The sequence below is a fragment of the Hydrogenophaga aquatica genome, from assembly GCF_054780915.1.
In genome coordinates this window covers 44,013-60,379 of sequence record NZ_BAAGVK010000002.1, presented here as the reverse complement: position 1 = coordinate 60,379, position 16,367 = coordinate 44,013, and the positions used below count along the sequence as shown (strand labels likewise).

Annotated in this window: 17 protein-coding genes and 2 riboswitches; of the genes, 10 read left to right on the top strand and 7 right to left on the bottom strand. The window is 64.5% G+C overall.

Annotated features, from left to right (window positions below; genetic code table 11):
• Positions 1–112: 112 nt before the first annotated feature.
• The 9 genes from lepA to nagZ all read left to right on the top strand — a co-directional run bounded on the left by lepA (position 113) and on the right by nagZ (position 8,127).
• On the top strand, positions 113–1,924 hold the full coding sequence (gene lepA, locus ACYVHH_RS01305) for a translation elongation factor 4 (protein ID WP_460563197.1): 1,812 nt from the start codon (positions 113–115) through the stop codon (positions 1,922–1,924).
• A gap of 14 nt (positions 1,925–1,938) precedes the next feature.
• Positions 1,939–2,904, top strand: coding sequence for a signal peptidase I (gene lepB / locus ACYVHH_RS01300; protein WP_460563603.1), 966 nt, complete (start codon positions 1,939–1,941; stop codon positions 2,902–2,904).
• A 64-nt stretch (positions 2,905–2,968) separates the two neighbouring features.
• Positions 2,969–3,313: a DUF4845 domain-containing protein gene (locus ACYVHH_RS01295; RefSeq protein WP_460563195.1), complete on the top strand. Its 345-nt coding sequence runs from the start codon at positions 2,969–2,971 to the stop codon at positions 3,311–3,313.
• Positions 3,314–3,328: 15 nt separating this feature from the next.
• Positions 3,329–4,009, top strand: coding sequence for a ribonuclease III (gene rnc / locus ACYVHH_RS01290; protein WP_460563194.1), 681 nt, complete (start codon positions 3,329–3,331; stop codon positions 4,007–4,009).
• Positions 4,006–5,022, top strand: a complete 1,017-nt coding sequence (gene era, locus ACYVHH_RS01285; RefSeq protein ID WP_460563193.1) for a GTPase Era — start codon at positions 4,006–4,008, stop codon at positions 5,020–5,022. The genes rnc and era overlap by 4 nt, the downstream gene beginning before the upstream one ends.
• Positions 5,023–5,038: 16 nt before the next feature.
• Positions 5,039–5,830: a DNA repair protein RecO gene (gene recO / locus ACYVHH_RS01280; RefSeq protein WP_460563192.1), complete on the top strand. Its 792-nt coding sequence runs from the start codon at positions 5,039–5,041 to the stop codon at positions 5,828–5,830.
• Complete coding sequence (locus ACYVHH_RS01275; RefSeq protein WP_460563191.1) at positions 5,827–6,612, top strand: pyridoxine 5'-phosphate synthase; 786 nt, start codon at positions 5,827–5,829, stop codon at positions 6,610–6,612. The genes recO and ACYVHH_RS01275 overlap by 4 nt, the downstream gene beginning before the upstream one ends.
• Positions 6,613–6,619: 7 nt before the next feature.
• Positions 6,620–7,036 (top strand): holo-ACP synthase, encoded by a 417-nt coding sequence (gene acpS, locus ACYVHH_RS01270; protein WP_460563190.1) that lies wholly within the window; start codon positions 6,620–6,622, stop codon positions 7,034–7,036.
• Positions 7,033–8,127: a beta-N-acetylhexosaminidase gene (gene nagZ, locus ACYVHH_RS01265; protein WP_460563189.1), complete on the top strand. Its 1,095-nt coding sequence runs from the start codon at positions 7,033–7,035 to the stop codon at positions 8,125–8,127. Before acpS ends, nagZ begins: the two co-directional genes overlap by 4 nt.
• A 46-nt stretch (positions 8,128–8,173) precedes the next feature.
• Here the strand turns inward: nagZ and ACYVHH_RS01260 are convergent, their stop codons facing one another.
• The 5 genes from ACYVHH_RS01260 to ACYVHH_RS01240 form a co-directional block, all read right to left on the bottom strand.
• Positions 8,174–9,439: a D-amino acid dehydrogenase gene (locus tag ACYVHH_RS01260; RefSeq protein ID WP_460563188.1), complete on the bottom strand. Its 1,266-nt coding sequence runs from the start codon at positions 9,437–9,439 to the stop codon at positions 8,174–8,176.
• Between the two features lie 54 nt (positions 9,440–9,493).
• Positions 9,494–9,598, bottom strand: a riboswitch (glycine riboswitch).
• A 1-nt stretch (position 9,599) separates the two neighbouring features.
• A riboswitch (glycine riboswitch) is annotated at positions 9,600–9,691 on the bottom strand.
• A gap of 20 nt (positions 9,692–9,711) precedes the next feature.
• A complete protein-coding gene (locus ACYVHH_RS01255; protein ID WP_460563186.1) occupies positions 9,712–11,004 on the bottom strand; it encodes a TRAP transporter large permease in 1,293 nt (430 codons plus the stop codon).
• On the bottom strand, positions 11,001–11,489 hold the full coding sequence (locus ACYVHH_RS01250; RefSeq protein ID WP_460563184.1) for a TRAP transporter small permease: 489 nt from the start codon (positions 11,487–11,489) through the stop codon (positions 11,001–11,003). The genes ACYVHH_RS01255 and ACYVHH_RS01250 overlap by 4 nt, the downstream gene beginning before the upstream one ends.
• A 33-nt stretch (positions 11,490–11,522) precedes the next feature.
• Positions 11,523–12,557 carry a TRAP transporter substrate-binding protein gene (locus tag ACYVHH_RS01245; RefSeq protein WP_460563183.1) on the bottom strand — a complete coding sequence of 345 codons (1,035 nt, stop codon included), beginning with the start codon at positions 12,555–12,557 and terminating at the stop codon, positions 11,523–11,525.
• Between the two features lie 47 nt (positions 12,558–12,604).
• On the bottom strand, positions 12,605–13,810 hold the full coding sequence (locus ACYVHH_RS01240) for a M20 aminoacylase family protein (protein WP_460563182.1): 1,206 nt from the start codon (positions 13,808–13,810) through the stop codon (positions 12,605–12,607).
• A 119-nt stretch (positions 13,811–13,929) separates the two neighbouring features.
• Here ACYVHH_RS01240 and ACYVHH_RS01235 point away from each other — a divergent pair, with 119 nt between their 5' ends.
• Complete coding sequence (locus tag ACYVHH_RS01235; protein WP_460563181.1) at positions 13,930–14,814, top strand: LysR family transcriptional regulator; 885 nt, start codon at positions 13,930–13,932, stop codon at positions 14,812–14,814.
• Positions 14,815–14,829: 15 nt separating this feature from the next.
• Here the strand turns inward: ACYVHH_RS01235 and ACYVHH_RS01230 are convergent, their stop codons facing one another.
• Together ACYVHH_RS01230 and accD are read right to left on the bottom strand one after the other, a co-directional pair.
• Complete coding sequence (locus ACYVHH_RS01230) at positions 14,830–15,468, bottom strand: LON peptidase substrate-binding domain-containing protein (protein WP_460563180.1); 639 nt, start codon at positions 15,466–15,468, stop codon at positions 14,830–14,832.
• 25 nt (positions 15,469–15,493) lie between these two features.
• Positions 15,494–16,366, bottom strand: coding sequence for an acetyl-CoA carboxylase, carboxyltransferase subunit beta (accD, locus tag ACYVHH_RS01225; RefSeq protein ID WP_460563179.1), 873 nt, complete (start codon positions 16,364–16,366; stop codon positions 15,494–15,496).
• Position 16,367 lies beyond the last annotated feature (1 nt).

The window sequence follows — 16,367 nt, the reverse complement described above, 5'->3', positions numbered from 1 at the left end:
GCGCGTCAGCCGCTGACGCGCCTTTTTTTGTAGCTCACCGGGGTTTCTGCCGGTGGCGGCGTCCGTGCAGCCGTCTTGGCACCATGCCGTACACCGTGTTTGAACGTTAGTGATGAATCACATTCGAAATTTTTCCATCATTGCCCACATCGACCATGGCAAATCCACCTTGGCCGACCGCCTCATTTCGCGTTGCGGGGGCTTGAGCGACCGCGAGATGAGCGAGCAGGTGCTCGACTCCATGGACCTGGAGAAGGAGCGCGGCATCACCATCAAGGCGCAGACCGCCGCGCTGCAATACACCGCCAAGGACGGCAAGACCTACAACCTCAACCTGATCGACACCCCTGGCCACGTGGACTTTTCCTACGAGGTTTCGCGTTCGCTGTCGGCCTGCGAGGGCGCGCTGCTGGTGGTGGACGCCAGCCAAGGCGTGGAGGCTCAGACGGTGGCCAACTGCTATACCGCTCTGGACCTGGGCGTGGAAGTGCTGCCCGTGCTGAACAAGATGGATCTGCCCCAGGCCGACCCCGACAACGCCAAGCAAGAGATCGAGGACGTCATCGGCATCGACGCGACGGACGCCATCCCCTGTTCCGCCAAGACGGGCATGGGCATCGAGGAGATTCTAGAGCTGGTGGTGGCCAAGGTGCCGCCGCCGCGCGGCAATCCCGAAGGGCCGTTGCGCGCCATGATCATCGACAGCTGGTTCGACAACTACGTGGGCGTGGTGATGCTGGTGCGTGTGGTCGACGGCCGCCTGAACAAGGGCGACAAGATCAAGCTCATGGCCACCGAGGCCCAGTACAACGCCGAGAAGCTGGGCGTGTTCACGCCGCACAACGAGCCGCGCAACGCGCTGAACGCCGGTGAGGTGGGCTACGTCATCGCGGGCATCAAGGAACTGAAGGCAGCCAAGGTGGGCGACACCATCACGGCCGTCAAGACCAGCAGCGGTGCCAACCTGGCCTTCGCCACCGACCCGCTGCCGGGCTTCAAGGAAGTGCAGCCCCAGGTGTTTGCTGGCCTGTACCCCACCGAGGCCAGCGAATACGATGCCCTGCGCGACGCGCTGGAAAAGCTGCAGCTCAACGATGCGGCTCTGCATTACGAACCCGAGGTGTCGCAGGCACTGGGTTTTGGCTTCCGCTGCGGCTTCCTGGGCCTGCTGCACATGGAGATCGTGCAGGAGCGCCTGGAACGCGAGTTCGACCAGGACCTCATCACCACCGCGCCCAGTGTGGTGTACCAGGTGGTCAAGGGCGACGGCGAAGTGCTGATGGTCGAGAACCCCTCCAAGATGCCGGAGCAGGGGCGCATTCAGGAAATCCGCGAACCCATCGTCACCGTGCACCTGTACATGCCGCAGGAGTACGTGGGCGCGGTGATGACGCTGGCCAACCAGAAGCGCGGCGTGCAGATGAACATGGCCTACCACGGCAAGCAGGTCATGCTGACCTACGAACTGCCGCTGGGCGAGATCGTGCTCGACTTCTTCGACAAGCTCAAGTCCGTCAGCCGGGGCTATGCCTCCATGGACTACGAGTTCAAGGAGTACCGCCCGTCCGACGTGGTGAAGGTCGACATCCTGCTCAACGGCGACAAGGTCGATGCCCTGTCCATCATCGTGCACCGCAGCCAGTCGCAGTACCGCGCTCGTGCCGTGGTGGCGAAGATGCGCGAAATCATCAGCCGCCAGCAGTTCGACGTGGCCATCCAGGCCGCCATCGGTGCCAACATCATCGCGCGCGAAACGGTCAAGGCCCTGCGCAAGAACGTGCTGGCCAAGTGCTACGGTGGTGACATCACCCGCAAGCGCAAGCTGCTGGAAAAACAGAAGGCGGGCAAGAAGCGCATGAAGCAGATCGGCTCGGTGGAAGTGCCCCAGGAGGCCTTCCTGGCCATTCTGCAAGTGGAGGAATGATGAACAACCAGAACATGAGCGCGCTGACCGCGCTGGTGCTGGGTGCCTTTGCCGCTTACGGCGGCGCGTGGTACCTGGGCATGATCGAAGGCAACTTTGCCCTGTTGCTGTTGCTGGCGGTGGTGGTCACCGGCGTGTACTGGCTGGCCGAGCGTTTTTACTTCCTGCCGCAGCGCCAGCGCGCAGCGGACGCCCTTGTGGCGGAGCACGCACGCCGCCAGGCCGAGCTGGACAGAATGGGTGTCAAGGGTGACAACGTGGACATCCAGGCGTCCCGCGAGAGGCTGCTCATGCAACCCTGGTGGCTGGACTGGACCGCCGGGCTCTTCCCGGTGATTCTCGTGGTCTTCGTCCTGCGCTCCTTCCTGTTCGAGCCATTCAAGATTCCTTCGGGCTCCATGATCCCGACACTGCGCGTGGGTGACCTCATCCTGGTCAACAAATTCCACTACGGCGTGCGCCTGCCGGTGGCCAACACCAAGATCATCAGCAACAACGAGCCCCAGCGCGGCGACGTGATGGTGTTTCGCTACCCGCCCCAGCCCAGCTTGGACTACATCAAGCGGGTGGTGGGCGTACCGGGCGACGAGGTGGCCTACCTGAACAAGCAGTTGTTCGTCAACGGCCAGCCGGTCGAGAAGGTGGCCAGGCCCGAGTTCTACGATTCGGACAGCATGCGCTACTCGCGCCAGTTCGGCGAGGTTCTGAACGGCAAGCACTACAACACCCTCAACGACGATGACCGGCCGGCGTTCATCCCCGGGGCCAGCGATTTCCCGGGCAAGGAACATTGCCGCTACACCGTTGAAGGGGTGGCCTGCAAGGTGCCCGAGGGGCACTACTTCATGATGGGCGACAACCGCGACAACTCACTGGATTCGCGCTACTGGGGCTTCGTGCCCGAAGCGAACATCGTGGGCAAGGCCTTCTTCGTCTGGATGAACTTTGGCGACTTCAAGCGCATCGGCGCCTTCGAATGATGGCCGGTCCGCTGGCTACGAATTAAGATGTAGCTTGGTCGTATCAAAGCTTGGAGCGGGGCAGATGAAACAAAAACAGCGCGGCGTGACCATCCTGGGGCTGGCGTTCGTGGGTGCGCTCGTGGCCGTGGTGGCCGTGGTGGCGGCCCAGGTGGCGCCTACCGTCTTGGAATATCAGTCGATCATGAAAGCCGCCCAGCGTGCCGCGGAATCCGGCAGCACGGTTGGCGAGATCCGCAGCTCGTTCGACAAATCGAAGGCGGTCGATTACTTTGAGGCCATCAGTGGCCGCGATCTCGAGATCAGCAAGGAAAACGACAAAATCGTGGTGGAATTTGCCTATGACAAGGAAATCCACCTGGCAGGCCCGGCCTACCTCGTCATGAAGTACCGTGGCCGCACCAAATGACCGGACACACCTGATTTGAAACCCGAATTGCTGGCGCTGCAAGAGCGCCTAGGGCACCGCTTCGCCGATCTGCGGCTGCTCGAACGTGCCCTGACTCACCGAAGTTTCTCTGCCGACCATTACGAACGCCTGGAATTCCTGGGCGACTCCGTCCTGAGCCTGGCCGTTTCGGGCCTGCTCTACGAGCGGTTGAGCAGCCAGCCAGAAGGCGATCTTTCACGCATCCGTGCCAATCTGGTGAAGCAGGACACGCTGCATGGCCTGGCGGATGTGCTCAAGCTCGCGCCGCTGTTGCGCCTGGGAGAGGGCGAGATCCGTTCCGGCGGGCGCGAGCGGCCGTCCATCCTGGCCGATGCCCTTGAGGCGATTCTGGGCGCCGTGTACCTGGACGCCGGGTTCGATGCCGCGAATGCCCTGGTTCGCCGCCTGTACCAGTCGGTGGACCTGAGCCCCGGCCAGAGCGTGCAGGGCAAGGACGCCAAGACCGCCTTGCAGGAGTGGCTGCAGGGCCGCAAAATGAAGCTTCCCGCTTACCGCGTGGCAGCAACCACGGGTGAAGCCCACCGCCAGACCTTTGAAGTGGTCTGCCAGATCGAAACCGGCCACGAAGAGCGTGGCAGCGGTGCCTCCCGCCGCGCCGCCGAGCAGGCCGCCGCAGCGGCCATGCTGCAATACCTCAAGAGCCGCAAGCCATGAACGCCAAGTCCGCCACGCCCAAGCCCCAGCCCCAGTCGAACGACGATCTGGAGGCGATGCTCTCCCGCGCTTTGCACAAGCCCGTTGCAGAGCCTTCGCCGGATGCCGCTGATGAGCGTGCTGAGGCACAGGGGCCGCAACGCTGCGGTTTCGTTGCCATCGTCGGCAAGCCCAACGTCGGCAAGTCCACGTTGCTCAATGCGCTGGTGGGCCAGAAGGTCAGCATCACCTCGCGCAAGGCGCAGACCACACGCCACCGCATCACTGGCCTGCGCACCGTGGGGGCCACCCAGTTCGTGTTCGTGGACACGCCGGGCTTCCAGACGCGCCACGGCAACGCCTTGAACCGGTCGCTGAACAAGACCGTGCTGGGCGCCGTGTCAGACGTGGACGTCATCGTTTTCGTGGTGGAGGCGGGCAACTTCAACCTCGCCGACGCCAAGGTGCTGGATCTGCTGCCCAAGAACATCCCCGTCATTCTGGTGGCCAACAAGCTGGACATGGTGCACCGCCGCGGTGAGCTGGCCCCCTGGCTGCGCAGCATGCAGGAGCGGCACGCGTTTGCCGAGTTCGTGCCCATGTCGGCCAAGAACACGAAAGACGTTCAACGCTTCTACGCCATCGTTGAAAAGTACCTGCCCGAGCAGCCGTGGATGTACGACGCGGACGAGCTGACCGACCGCAGCGAGCGCTTCATGGCGGCCGAGATGGTGCGCGAGAAGCTGTTCCGGCTGACCGGCGACGAGTTGCCCTACACGTCCACTGTCGTCATCGACAAGTTCGAAGAGGAGGGGAGGCTGCGCCGCATCGCGGCAACCATCGTCGTCGAGCGCGATGGGCACAAGGGCATGGTCATCGGCGAAAAGGGCGAGAAGCTCAAGCGTATCGGCACCGAGGCGCGCCAGGAACTGGAAAAGCTCTGGGACTGCAAGGTGTTCCTGGAGCTGTGGGTGAAAGTGCGCTCCGGCTGGGCCGACGACGAAGCCCGCGTGCGCTCCTTCGGTTACGAGTAAGCGAACCCCGCACCCCATGCCTCCGGCCAAGCAGCCGCGCGTGCACGACGAGCCCGCTTTCGTGCTGCACCGGCACGACTGGAGCGAGTCCAGCCTGATCCTGGAGGTGTTCAGCCGCCAGCATGGGCGCGTGGTGCTCGCGGCCAAGGGCGTCAAACGCCCGACGTCCCAGTTCCGCCCTGTGTTGCTGCCCCTGCAGCCGCTGCGCCTGTCCTGGGGGGGTGACGCCGAGGTGCGCACCCTCAAGGCGGCGCACTGGCAAGGCGGTCACGTGATGCCGGTGGGTGACGCGCTGCTGTCGGGCTATTACCTGAATGAGCTGTTGATGCGACTGCTGGCGCGGGACGATCCGCACCCGGTGCTGTTCGACCATTACGCCAGCGCGGTGGCGGCGCTGGCGCGCGGCGACGCGCAGGGCGCCGTCTTGCGTGCCTTTGAGCTGTTGCTGCTGCGTGACGCCGGTTTTCTGCCTGCGTTGGACGAAGAGGGCGCGAGCCTGGCCCGTTTGCGGCCGCAGGCGCGCTACGAGCTGGTGCCCGAAGCTGGCTTGCGTCTGGTGCGGCACCCGGAAACGCTTGCCTGCGAAGGCAGCCACTGGCTGCGTTTGCAAGAGGCATTGGATGCCGAACACTCCTTCAATGCGCTGCTGGAGTGCTGTGCCGATGATCGCGGTGGTGCGCTGCGCCAGCAATTGCGCAATCTGCTGCACTACCATAGCGGTGTGCGGACGTTCCAGACACGCCAGTTGATGGTGGATATCCAGCAGATGAGCGCTTCCGCCACCGAACCCACCCCTGTCCGTCCATGACTTCTATCGTCCCCTCCAGCCGCACGGCGCTGTCCGTCAACGTCAACAAGGTCGCGCTGGTGCGCAACACCCGCCACCTGGGCATACCCAGCGTCACCCGCGCGGCCATGCTGTGCCTGCAGGCAGGGGCGCAAGGCATCACCGTGCACCCTCGGCCCGACGAGCGGCACGTTCGCCGTCACGATGTGTTCGACCTGGCAGAGCTGCTGCAGGCGTGGCCAGACCGCGAATACAACATCGAGGGCAACCCTTTCCACAACCTCATGGACGTGGCACGCGAGGTGAAGGCGCGCGGCCTGCCGCTGCACCAGCTCACCTTCGTGCCGGACAGCGTGGGCCAGTTCACCAGCGACCACGGCTGGCGCTTCCCCGAAGACACTGAGCGGTTGCGACCGCTCATCGGGCAGGCCCATGCGATGGGCGTACGCGTCAGCCTGTTCATGGATGCCGAACCTGCCCAGATGGCGGCCGCCCGTGCCGTGGGCGCTGACCGTGTGGAGCTGTACACCGAGCCCTACGCCGCAGCCTACGCGCAAGGCGGTGCCGCCCGCCAGCAGCAGCTGGATCGTTTTGCCGCTGCTGCCCAGGCGGCCCTGGACGCGGGCCTGGCCGTCAACGCCGGGCATGACCTGAACCGCGACAACCTAACCGACTTCCTGCGTGTGGTGCCAGGCATCAGCGAGGTGTCTATCGGCCACGCGCTGATCGCCGACGCACTTGAAATGGGTTATGCGGCCACGGTGCAGGACTACCTGCGCTGCATCGCAGCCGCGCAAGGTTGACGCGCGCATGATCTACGGCATAGGCACCGACGTCTGCGACGTGCGACGCATCCGCGAGAGCCTGGCGCGTCACGGTGACCGCTTTGCCCAGAAGGTGCTGGGCGACAAGGAGCTGGCCACCTGGCGCCAGCGCAGCGCGCGCTGGCCGGAACGGGGCCTCCGCTATCTGGCCACGCGTTTTTCGGCCAAGGAGGCTTTCAGCAAAGCCATCGGCATGGGCATGCGCATGCCCATGACCTGGCGCGACTGCGAAATCGACAAACTCCCCAGCGGGCAGCCCGTCATCGTGCTGCACCGGGGCCTGAAGGACTGGTTTGAATCCCAGGGGCTGACGGCCCACGTCAGCGTCACCGATGAAACCGATTACGCCGCCAGCTTTGTGGTGGTAGAAAAACCTGAGCACCCCCACGCTCGCATGCCATGACACCCTACACCCAACACGCTCCCCTGATCATCGACGTTGCAGGCACCCGCCTGAGCAAGACGGACAAACAGCGCCTGGCCCACCCGCTGGTGGGTGGCGTCATCCTTTTTGCCCGCAACTGGGAGAACCGCGAGCAGCTCACCCAGCTGTGCCGCCAGATCAAGAAGGTGCGCGCCGACCTGCTGATCTGCGTGGACCACGAAGGCGGGCGGGTGCAGCGTTTCCGCACCGACGGCTTCACCCACCTGCCACCCATGCGCGCCCTGGGCGACATGTGGTTCGGTGGCAAGCTTGGCAAGGAGAGCGATGCCGCCCTGGCGGCCTGCAACGCGGCCACGGCGGCAGGCTACGTGCTGGGGGCGGAGCTGCGTGCCTGCGGGGTGGACTTCAGCTTCACCCCGGTGCTGGACCTGGATTACGGCGGCAGCACCGTCATTGGCGACCGTGCCTTTGCGCGCGATGCGCGGGTCACGTCCCTGCTGGCGCAGGCGCTCATGCACGGGCTGCTGCAAAGCGGCATGCGCAACTGTGGCAAACACTTTCCGGGGCACGGTTTCGTCAAGGCCGATTCCCACGTGGACATTCCCGTGGACAAACGCGGCCTCCAGGCCATCCTGACCGAAGATGCCGCTCCCTATGGCTGGCTGAGCGCGAGCCTGAACAGTGTCATGCCCGCGCACGTCATCTACCCCAAGGTGGATGGCCGCCCTGCGGGTTTTTCCTCGCGCTGGCTCAACGACATCCTGCGCGGCCGCCTGGGCTTTACAGGCGCGATTTTCAGCGATGACCTAAGCATGGCCGGTGCCCGCCAGATCGATGGCAAGGAAGTGAGCTACACCGAAGCCGCCGTGACCGCCCTGGAGGCGGGTTGCGATCTGGTGCTGCTGTGCAACCAGTGCGTGGTGGATGACGGCGCCCCTATCGACGAACTGATCGACGGTTTGAGCGAAGCGCAGATCAAGGGCCGCTGGCAACCGCGTGGCGCCAGCGAGCAGCGCCGCCTGGACCTGCTGCCGCTGGGCGCCGCCCAGCCCTGGGACGAACTGATGGTGGACGCGCGTTACATGCACGCGCTGGGCCTGCTGCCCTGACGGCACCGCTGGCGGTGCCGTCCCGGGTGCCGCCCACGAGGGCGCGTCAGACCCGGGCCATGGCAGCTGCCGGTGCCGCGCCCAGCACGGGCTTGTGGTAGCTGTCGCCCACCACGTCCGCGATCAGATCGGCGGTCCCGGCGCTCAAGGTCCAGCCCAGGTGCCCGTGCCCGGTGTTGTAGAACACGTTGGGCTTTTTGCCGCGTCCCACGCGCGGCATCATGTCGGGCATCATGGGGCGCAGGCCCGCCCATGGCACCACCTGCCGGGTGTTGACTCCAGGGAAGCACTGGTTCACCCAGTCGACGAGAGGCTTGATCCTGTCGGCGCGGATGTCCTTGTTGTAACCGTTGAACTCGGCTGTTCCGGCCACGCGGAAACGGTCCGGCCCGAGCCGGCTGGTGACGAGTTTGGTTTCGTCGTCAAGCAGGCTCACCCAGGGGGCGGCCTCGCGGCTTTGTTCGTCCATCAGATTGACGGTGATCGAATAGCCTTTGACCGGGTAGATGTTGACGCGGTCGCCCAGTTGCGCAGCCAGACTGCGGCTGGCCACCCCGGCGCAGACCACGAGCCCGTCAAAGCAGTGAGTCTGCTCTTGTCCATCCTCGTGTGCCGTGACAAAGGCAGTTTCGCCATCGCTGCGCAGATCGCGCACCTGTTGCCCGTAGCGAATGGTCACGCCCAGACGTTCGGCAGCGGCGGCCAGACCTACGGTGTATTTGTGGATGTCGCCGGTGGAGTCGCTCTCGGTGTAGAAACCGCCGTAGTAGGTGCCTGCCAGCGTGGGTTCGATGGCGCGCATTTCCTCTGGTGTGACGGGGTGGCGTTCCAGTCCGCCTGCCGCCAGCAGGCGGCTCACATTCGCCGCGTGGTCAAAACCTTTCTTGTCGCGGTAGATGTGCAGGATGCCGCGCTTTTCCACGTTGAAGTCCAGCCCCTCGGCCTGGGCCCAGGCAAAGAAATGCTCGCGCGCGGCGATGGCCAGCTTGACCGTTTCGGTGGTGTTGCGTTCGTAGTGGGGAATGTTGCCGATGAACTCCAGGAACCACGAAATCTTGTGCCAGCTCGGCTTGGGGTTGACCAGCAGCGGCGCGTCGTTCTTCAGCATCCACTTCAAGCCCTTGAGTATGGTGGACCAGTGGGTCCACACCTCCGCGTTGGATGCGGAAAGCTGTCCGCCGTTGGCGAACGATGTCTCCATGGCCGCGTAGCGGTTCTGTTCAAACAGGGTGACGTAAAAACCGCGCTTGGCCAGCGCGTAGGCCGTGGTGACACCGGTGATGCCACCGCCGATGACGGCGATCGATTTCATGAGGCAGGCTCCAAACGTCGAAGGGAATGGGTACAGCCCGCACCATGCGGGATGTACGCCCCCTCTGTTTGGAACCTGAGAGATTCATGCCCCCGTGGCGGGTGCACTTGCTCCTGCGGTGGGCTGGGTGACGACACCAGCCTCTCTTCAGAGTTTCATCCAACTTCGACCGGTCCTTTGGCCTGAGAGTTTCCGGGGCGGTTGCTCCTTCGGCGCTGGCCGCTGAGGGCCAGTCTCTCCCGATCGATGTCCAGCATTCTAGTCAGGGGTGTCTACCTCATCAAGTGCACCAACACCAGGCTGATGGACGGGAACGCAACCAGCACACCCAGACGAAGGACGTCCACCGCGATGAACGGAACCAGTCCACGGAAGATGGCGCCGACCGGCACCCGGGGCAGGTTCGCCTTCAGCACGAACACGTTCATTCCGACGGGCGGCGTGATCAGGCCGATCTCGGTCAGCACCACCACGACAATACCGAACCACACCAGGTCAAAACCCTGGGCCACCAGAGTGGGGGTGAACAGCGGCACGAAGATGAGGATGATGGCCATGGCGTCCATGACGCAGCCGAGGAGCAGAAACACGGCCAGGATGGCCAGGAGAATTCCGGTCCTTGACAGCCCGGATCCCTGCACCAGCGCCAGCAGTTCGTCCGCCAGCCCCGAGAACGTGATCAGCTGGGAGAAAAGCATGGCCCCGAACAGCACAACGTACAGCATCACGGAAGTCATGGCGGTTTCGCGCATGACCTCGTAGAAGCGCTGCCAGCCCAGCCGTCCCTGCGCCATCGCGACCAGCAAGGCCAGACCTGCGCCAATGCCGCCCGCCTCGGTGGCAGTGAACCAGCCCAGGTAGAGTCCGCCGATGATCAGCAGGAACAGCAGCAGAAACGGCCACACACCTGCCAGGGAACGCCAGCGCTGCGCCATGGGTGTCTTCTCGGCGCGCGGGGCATGTTCCGGGCGGAACCAGGCAATCGCGTAAATGGCACCCATGTACAGGGCCAGACCCAGCAGGCCCGGCAGCACGCCTGCAATGAACAGCTCACCAATGTTCTGCTGGGTCAGGATGCCGTAGATCATGAGGATGATCGACGGGGGGATGAGTATGCCCAGCGTGCCACCGGCGGCAATGGTCGCGGAGGCCAGGCGGTCGGAGTAGCCGTACTTCTGCATGCTGGGGTAGGCCACCTTGGCCATCGTGGCCGCCGTGGCGAAACTGGAGCCGCAGACAGCACTGAAGCCAGCGCAGGTCACCATGGTGGCCAAGGCCAGGCCACCGCGAACGGCGCCCAGGAAGGCATTGGCTGCGCGAAACAGGTCTTCAGAGATTCCTGTTCGCGACAGCACGTTGCCCATGAGGATGAACAGAGGAACCACTGCCAGTTCGTAGGAGAACGCGGCCTCGGTCAACGTCATCGGGATCAAGGTGCGTGCCACCTCGAAGCTGTTGAGGAACGCAATGCCTCCGACCGAAACCGCCAGCAATGCGATGCCCAGTGGCACGCGCAGAAAGGCCAGCAGCAGCACGGCGCCCAGGCAGATCAGTCCAGCGGTCATGATGCCGCCTCCTCGTGAGTGTGTTCGGAGTGTGGGGCCTGCACGAACAGGGCAGCCACCGCTGCCAAGGCCGTGGTCGCGGCGATGAATGTGTACATCCAGTAGCGTGGAATGGTCAGCGCGGGGCTGATTTCGTTGATGGCCTGCGCCTCTTCGATCGCCAGGTAATACTCGTAGGCGATCAGGCCCAGCACCGCAGCCACGAGCACGTCCACCGCTTTGTGCCAGAGGCGCCAGCGGGGGCGGAGCAGCCAGCGGTCGAACAGGTCGATGCTGAGGTGTCCGCGCCGGGCAGTGAGCAGCGGGAGCCCGGCGAAGATGATGATGGCCATCAGGTGCTCGGTGAGATCGTTGGCGCCGAACACCGGGGTGTTGAACAGGCGCCGGCCCAGCACGTCAGTGAAGTTGAGGATGACCATCGCGCTGAGCATTGAAACCAGCAGCGCGCTGACCAAGCGGTGGGCGATGTTGAGCAGGTGGTGCATGGTCCGCCTTCTGAAAACGTGTGGGCCACCGGTTTACTTGGTCTGTGCCTTGTAGGCGTTTTCGTAGAAGGTGACCATGGCGTTGTGGTCCTTGACACCGAAGCTGGGTGCATCGGCTGCCAGTTCCTTGAGCAGTTCGGTGCGCACCTTGCGGATGCGTTCCAGCAGGGCTGCGTTGGGCTGGGTGAACACATGCCCGTCGCTGCGCATGCGGGCTTCAGCGGCCCGGTTCTGCCGGTCGAATTCCTGCCCCCAGCGCCGCGCCAATGCCTCACCCGAGACCTTCAGCACTGCCTGCTGGTCGGCGTCGCTGAGTCTCTTGAACTTGCCTTCGTTGATGGCAATGAAGAACGCTGCGTCGTACAGTCCTTCGGGCACGATGGTGTGGTGCCGGAGCTTGCCATCCAGCCGGAAGTTCACCACCGATTCCAACGGATGCAGTGAAGCGTCGATGACCCCGCCTTCCAGCAGTTCGTAGGCCTTGGTGCCCGGGCCGGACACAGGCACGGCGCCCAGATCCTCGAGCAGGCGCTTCTGGATGGGGCCGCCCATGCGGACCTTCTGCCCCTTGAGATCGTCGGGCATCTGGATCGATTTGCCCGGGTGGTGGAACTGGCCGCCGCCCAGCATGCCCGTACCCAGCACGACGACACCCTTGAAGGCCTCGTTGCCTGCGAGGAACTGGGTGTAGGTGCGCCAGAGCGCCACCGAGGTGGCCTCCGCGTTCGAACCCATCATCGGCAGTTCGGCAAACCACACGTGCTTGAAGCGCTCCGGCTCGTAGGTGAAGTTGCCCCAGGTGATGTCGGCCACGCCTTTTCGGGCCAGCTCCCAATGCTGGGCCGGTGCGCCGACAGGCTTGGGCAGCAGGTTGATGACCACGCGGCCATCGGTGGCCTTTTTCACGTCCTCCATCCACGGCTGCAGGATGTCTTTCACCACGTAATGGGTTGGTGGCACCCAGCTGGACAGCGTGAGGGTGGTGGTTTGGGCCTGTGCGGCGCCTGCGGCCAGCACGGTGGCAGCAAGCGCGGCGGCCAGGCGAGGAAGGGGTGTGCGCGGGTTCATGTTGTCTCCTTCTTGGGTGGTTTTGAGGTGGTGGGGAAAACGGTCTGTCAGGCAGCCAGCAGGTCTTGCACCAGGGCTGCCCAATAGGCTGCGCCTACGGCAACGTTGTCGTCGTTGAAGTCATAGGCCGGGTTGTGCACCATGCATCCGCCCGGCTCGCCGTCGGTGCCGTTGCCAATGAACAGGTAGCAGCCAGGTACCCGTTCCAGCATGAACGCGAAGTCCTCACTGCCTGTCAGCATGGCGCCGTTGGGATTGACGCGGTCTTCGCCGAAATGGCGGCGTGCCACGTCGAGCGCCTGCTCGGTCTCGCGCGCGCTGTTGACGAGCACCGCGTAACCCGGGCGCCAGTCGATGTCGGCCAGCACGTTGAAGCTTTCGGCCTGCGCCCGTATCAGCGCCTTCAGGCGCCGCTCGGTGTCTTTGCGCACCTGGGGGTCCAGCGCGCGAACGCCGATTTCCAGCGTCGCTGTGTCGGGGATGACGTTGTTGGCGTGCCCGGCGTTGAGCGCCCCGACGGTGATGACCACCGGCTGCATGGGGTCGGTGTTGCGGGACACGATGGTTTGCAAGGCCATCACCATGGATGCCGCTGCCACCAGCGGGTCGTCGGCGCGGTGGGGCATGCCCCCGTGCCCTCCGCGTCCGCGAACGGTGACGGTGACGTAGTCCGACGACGCCATGGTGGGACCGTTGCGGAACACCAGCTGCCCTTGGGGATAGCCCGGCATGTTGTGCATGGCAAAAATGGCATCGCACGGAAAACGCTCAAACAGGCCGTCCTCCATCATCTTCAATGCACCGCCGGCCCCTTCTTCTGCGGGCTGGAAGATGACGTTGAGGGTTCCGTTGAACTTGCCGTGGAGCGCCAGATGCTTCGCCGCAGCCAGCAGCATGGCGGTGTGGCCGTCGTGCCCGCAGGCGTGCATGACGCCGTGGTGGCAACTGCTCCAAGGCCTGCCGCTGTTCTCCAGAATCGGCAAGGCATCCATGTCGGCACGCAGGCCGATCCGCTTGGTGCCATGCCCACGAACCAGCTGCCCCACCACGCCAGTGCCGCCCAGCCCCGAAGTGACCTGGTAGCCCCAGGAGCGCAAACGGTCTGCCACCAGGTTGGCGGTGCGGTGCTCGTCAAATGCCATCTCCGGATGGCGGTGGATGTCGCGGCGGATTTCAATGCACTCCTGGACGACGGACGCATCCAGGGAGGCCACGGGCCGGGGTGGGGCGGACAATACGGACGAAGAGGGCATGACGAACAATCCTGCTGAAAACCCAAAAACATGAACTTTGCTGCATGTTAGGAATTCGGTGAATTGAAGTCCAATGCATTGTTGTATATTTATTGATAATTCAAACTCATTGATCACCGATGACTCTTGTCCAGCTCAGGCACTTCATCGCGCTGACGGAATGCGGCTCGTTCGCCAGGGCGTCGAAGGCGCTGTTTCTGACGCAGCCCGCCTTGTCCAGGAGCATCCAGGCGCTTGAGGACGAGCTGGGCCAGGCCTTGTTTGACCGTGTGGGGCGCCGCATCGAATTGACCGTCGTCGGGCAGCAGTTGCTACCCAGGGCCAAGATCCTGGTTCAGGAGGCGGAGTCGCTCAAGACCCTGGGGCGGCAGATGCAGGCGGGCTTTGCAGGTACGGTGCGGCTGGGGTTGAGTTCCGGCCCGGGGGCGCTGCTGTCCGCACCCATGTTGCTGCACGTGGCGCAACACCATCCGCAGCTGCATCTGGAGATTTCCAGGGGCCACACGGAACTGCTCATCCATGCGTTGCGCGCAAGGCGTCTGGACGCCGTGGTGGTGGATATCCGGGCGATGCGCCCAGCCTCAGATCTGCGGGTTTCCTTGCAGACCGAAATGGCGGCGAGTTTCCTGTGCCGGCAGGGGCATCCCCTGCAGGTAAGGGGCAGCCCGGTGCCCTTTGAGGCCTTGCTGGCCTACCCCATCGCGTCAACACCGCTGAGCGACGAGGTGGCGCGCATCCTCACCGAACGCTATGGCCCCGCCGCCAATCCCGACGACATGGTTTCGTTGCGGTGTGACGATACCCAGACCCTGGTGGACGTGGCGCGAGACTGCGATGCGATCGTTCTGACGATCAATGCGGCAGGACGCGGCCTGGTCCGGCTGGAGACGGTGCCTCCGCTCAACGCAACAGCACGGTTCGGTTTGGTGACCCTGGACAACCGTGCCGAGGTGCCCGGGCTTCAGATCGTTCGTGACCTGGTGGAAAGGTTCATGCAGGAGTGAGCGGCCAGCGGGCCTTCACGTTGCGATGCCCAACTGCTCCAGCGCATCGCCCACCAGCTCCAGCCGCAGCAGGGGGCTGTCCAGCGTCAGCAGCCGCTGCTTGATATCGGCCGGCAAGGGCAGCAGCTCCGCCCAGCGGTTGGCCACCCATCCAGCGTCCTGCCAGGGGCCTTGGTCGGGCTGGTACGGGGGGTAAGGGGCGATGGCGCCCGGTTGTTCGGCCTGCAGGCGTTCATGGAGCTGGCGCAGCATCCGGGGGATGCCTTGCAGCTCGGGCGGCACGGGGACGGGGTTGTCGGCGGGCAGCAGGTCCACGTCGGCCACCCACAGGCCGTGCGGGCGCTTTTCACTGTGCGTCACGCGGAACCGCTGCAGTCCCTCGCAGGCTATCAGGATCAGCCCGGGTTGGGGCTGCTCCAACTCCACGATGCTGGCCAGCGTGCCGATGTCGTGGAAGCCCTCGCGCAGGAAGCCGCCGCTGCCGGTGTCGGGCTGCTGCACCTCGCTGCCTTCGGTCAGACAGACCACGCCGAAGGGTACGTCTTCGCGGTGGCAGCGCCGCACCATGTCGAGGTAACGCACCTCGAAGATCTGCAGGGGCAGGCTGCCGCCCGGGAAGAGGACGGTGCCCAGCGGGAACAGGGGGATGTTCAACGCAGCGGGCCCGCAAGGCGTGCCGTCAGGCGACGGCGTCGGCGCTTTGGCGCTGCAGCATGGCCAGCACGTTGGCCACGGTGCCACGCAGTTCGCGGCGGTCGCAGATGAAGTCCACTGCGCCCTTGGTCTGCAGGAACTCGGCACGCTGGAAGCCCTCGGGCAGCTTCACGCGCACGGTGTTCTCGATCACGCGCGGGCCGGCAAAGCCGATCAGCGCCTTCGGCTCGGCAATCACCACGTCACCCACGAAGGCAAAGCCCGCGCTCACGCCGCCCATGGTGGGGTCGGTCAGCACGCTGATGTAGGGCAGCCCCTTCTTGGCCAGGCGCGTCAGGGCGGCGTTGGTCTTGGCCATCTGCATCAGGCTCAGCAGGCCTTCCTGCATGCGGGCGCCGCCCGTGGCGGTGAAGCACACAAAGGGCACCTTCTGTTCGATGGCAGTTTCCACGCCGCGCACGAAGCGTTCGCCCACCACGGAGCCCATGGAGCCGCCCATGAAGTCGAACTCGAAGCACGCGGCCACGATCTCGATGCTCATGACCGAGCCGCCCATGACGATGAGCGAGTCGGTTTCGCCCGTGGCCTCCAGGGCCTCCTTCAGGCGCTCGGGGTACTTGCGGCTGTCCTTGAACTTCAGTGCATCGACCGGGATGACCTCCTGGCCCACCTCGTAGCGGCCTTCCGCGTCAAGGAAGGCGTCCAGCCGCGCACGGGCACCAATGCGGTGGTGGTGCGCGCAATGCGGGCACACGTTCTGGTTTTTCTCCAGATCGCTCTTGTAGAGCACGGCCTCGCAGCTGGGGCACTTGATCCACAGGCCTTCGGGCACGCTGCGGCGTTCGGTCGGGTCGGTGGGGGAAATTTTTGGGGGTAGCAGTTTTTCAAGCCAGGACATG

Excerpts from the sequence above, each read along its gene's own strand:
- lepA (WP_460563197.1), top strand. The coding sequence starts at position 113 with ATGAATCACATTCGAAATTTTTCCATCATTGCCCACATCGACCATGGC.
- lepB (WP_460563603.1), top strand. The coding sequence starts at position 1,939 with ATGAGCGCGCTGACCGCGCTGGTGCTGGGTGCCTTTGCCGCTTACGGC.
- ACYVHH_RS01295 (WP_460563195.1), top strand. The coding sequence starts at position 2,969 with ATGAAACAAAAACAGCGCGGCGTGACCATCCTGGGGCTGGCGTTCGTG.
- era (WP_460563193.1), top strand. The coding sequence starts at position 4,006 with ATGAACGCCAAGTCCGCCACGCCCAAGCCCCAGCCCCAGTCGAACGAC.
- recO (WP_460563192.1), top strand. The coding sequence starts at position 5,039 with ATGCCTCCGGCCAAGCAGCCGCGCGTGCACGACGAGCCCGCTTTCGTG.
- ACYVHH_RS01275 (WP_460563191.1), top strand. The coding sequence starts at position 5,827 with ATGACTTCTATCGTCCCCTCCAGCCGCACGGCGCTGTCCGTCAACGTC.
- acpS (WP_460563190.1), top strand. The coding sequence starts at position 6,620 with ATGATCTACGGCATAGGCACCGACGTCTGCGACGTGCGACGCATCCGC.
- nagZ (WP_460563189.1), top strand. The coding sequence starts at position 7,033 with ATGACACCCTACACCCAACACGCTCCCCTGATCATCGACGTTGCAGGC.
- ACYVHH_RS01260 (WP_460563188.1), bottom strand. The coding sequence starts at position 9,439 with ATGAAATCGATCGCCGTCATCGGCGGTGGCATCACCGGTGTCACCACG.
- ACYVHH_RS01255 (WP_460563186.1), bottom strand. The coding sequence starts at position 11,004 with ATGACCGCTGGACTGATCTGCCTGGGCGCCGTGCTGCTGCTGGCCTTT.
- ACYVHH_RS01250 (WP_460563184.1), bottom strand. The coding sequence starts at position 11,489 with ATGCACCACCTGCTCAACATCGCCCACCGCTTGGTCAGCGCGCTGCTG.
- ACYVHH_RS01245 (WP_460563183.1), bottom strand. The coding sequence starts at position 12,557 with ATGAACCCGCGCACACCCCTTCCTCGCCTGGCCGCCGCGCTTGCTGCC.
- ACYVHH_RS01240 (WP_460563182.1), bottom strand. The coding sequence starts at position 13,810 with ATGCCCTCTTCGTCCGTATTGTCCGCCCCACCCCGGCCCGTGGCCTCC.
- ACYVHH_RS01235 (WP_460563181.1), top strand. The coding sequence starts at position 13,930 with ATGACTCTTGTCCAGCTCAGGCACTTCATCGCGCTGACGGAATGCGGC.
- accD (WP_460563179.1), bottom strand. The coding sequence starts at position 16,366 with ATGTCCTGGCTTGAAAAACTGCTACCCCCAAAAATTTCCCCCACCGAC.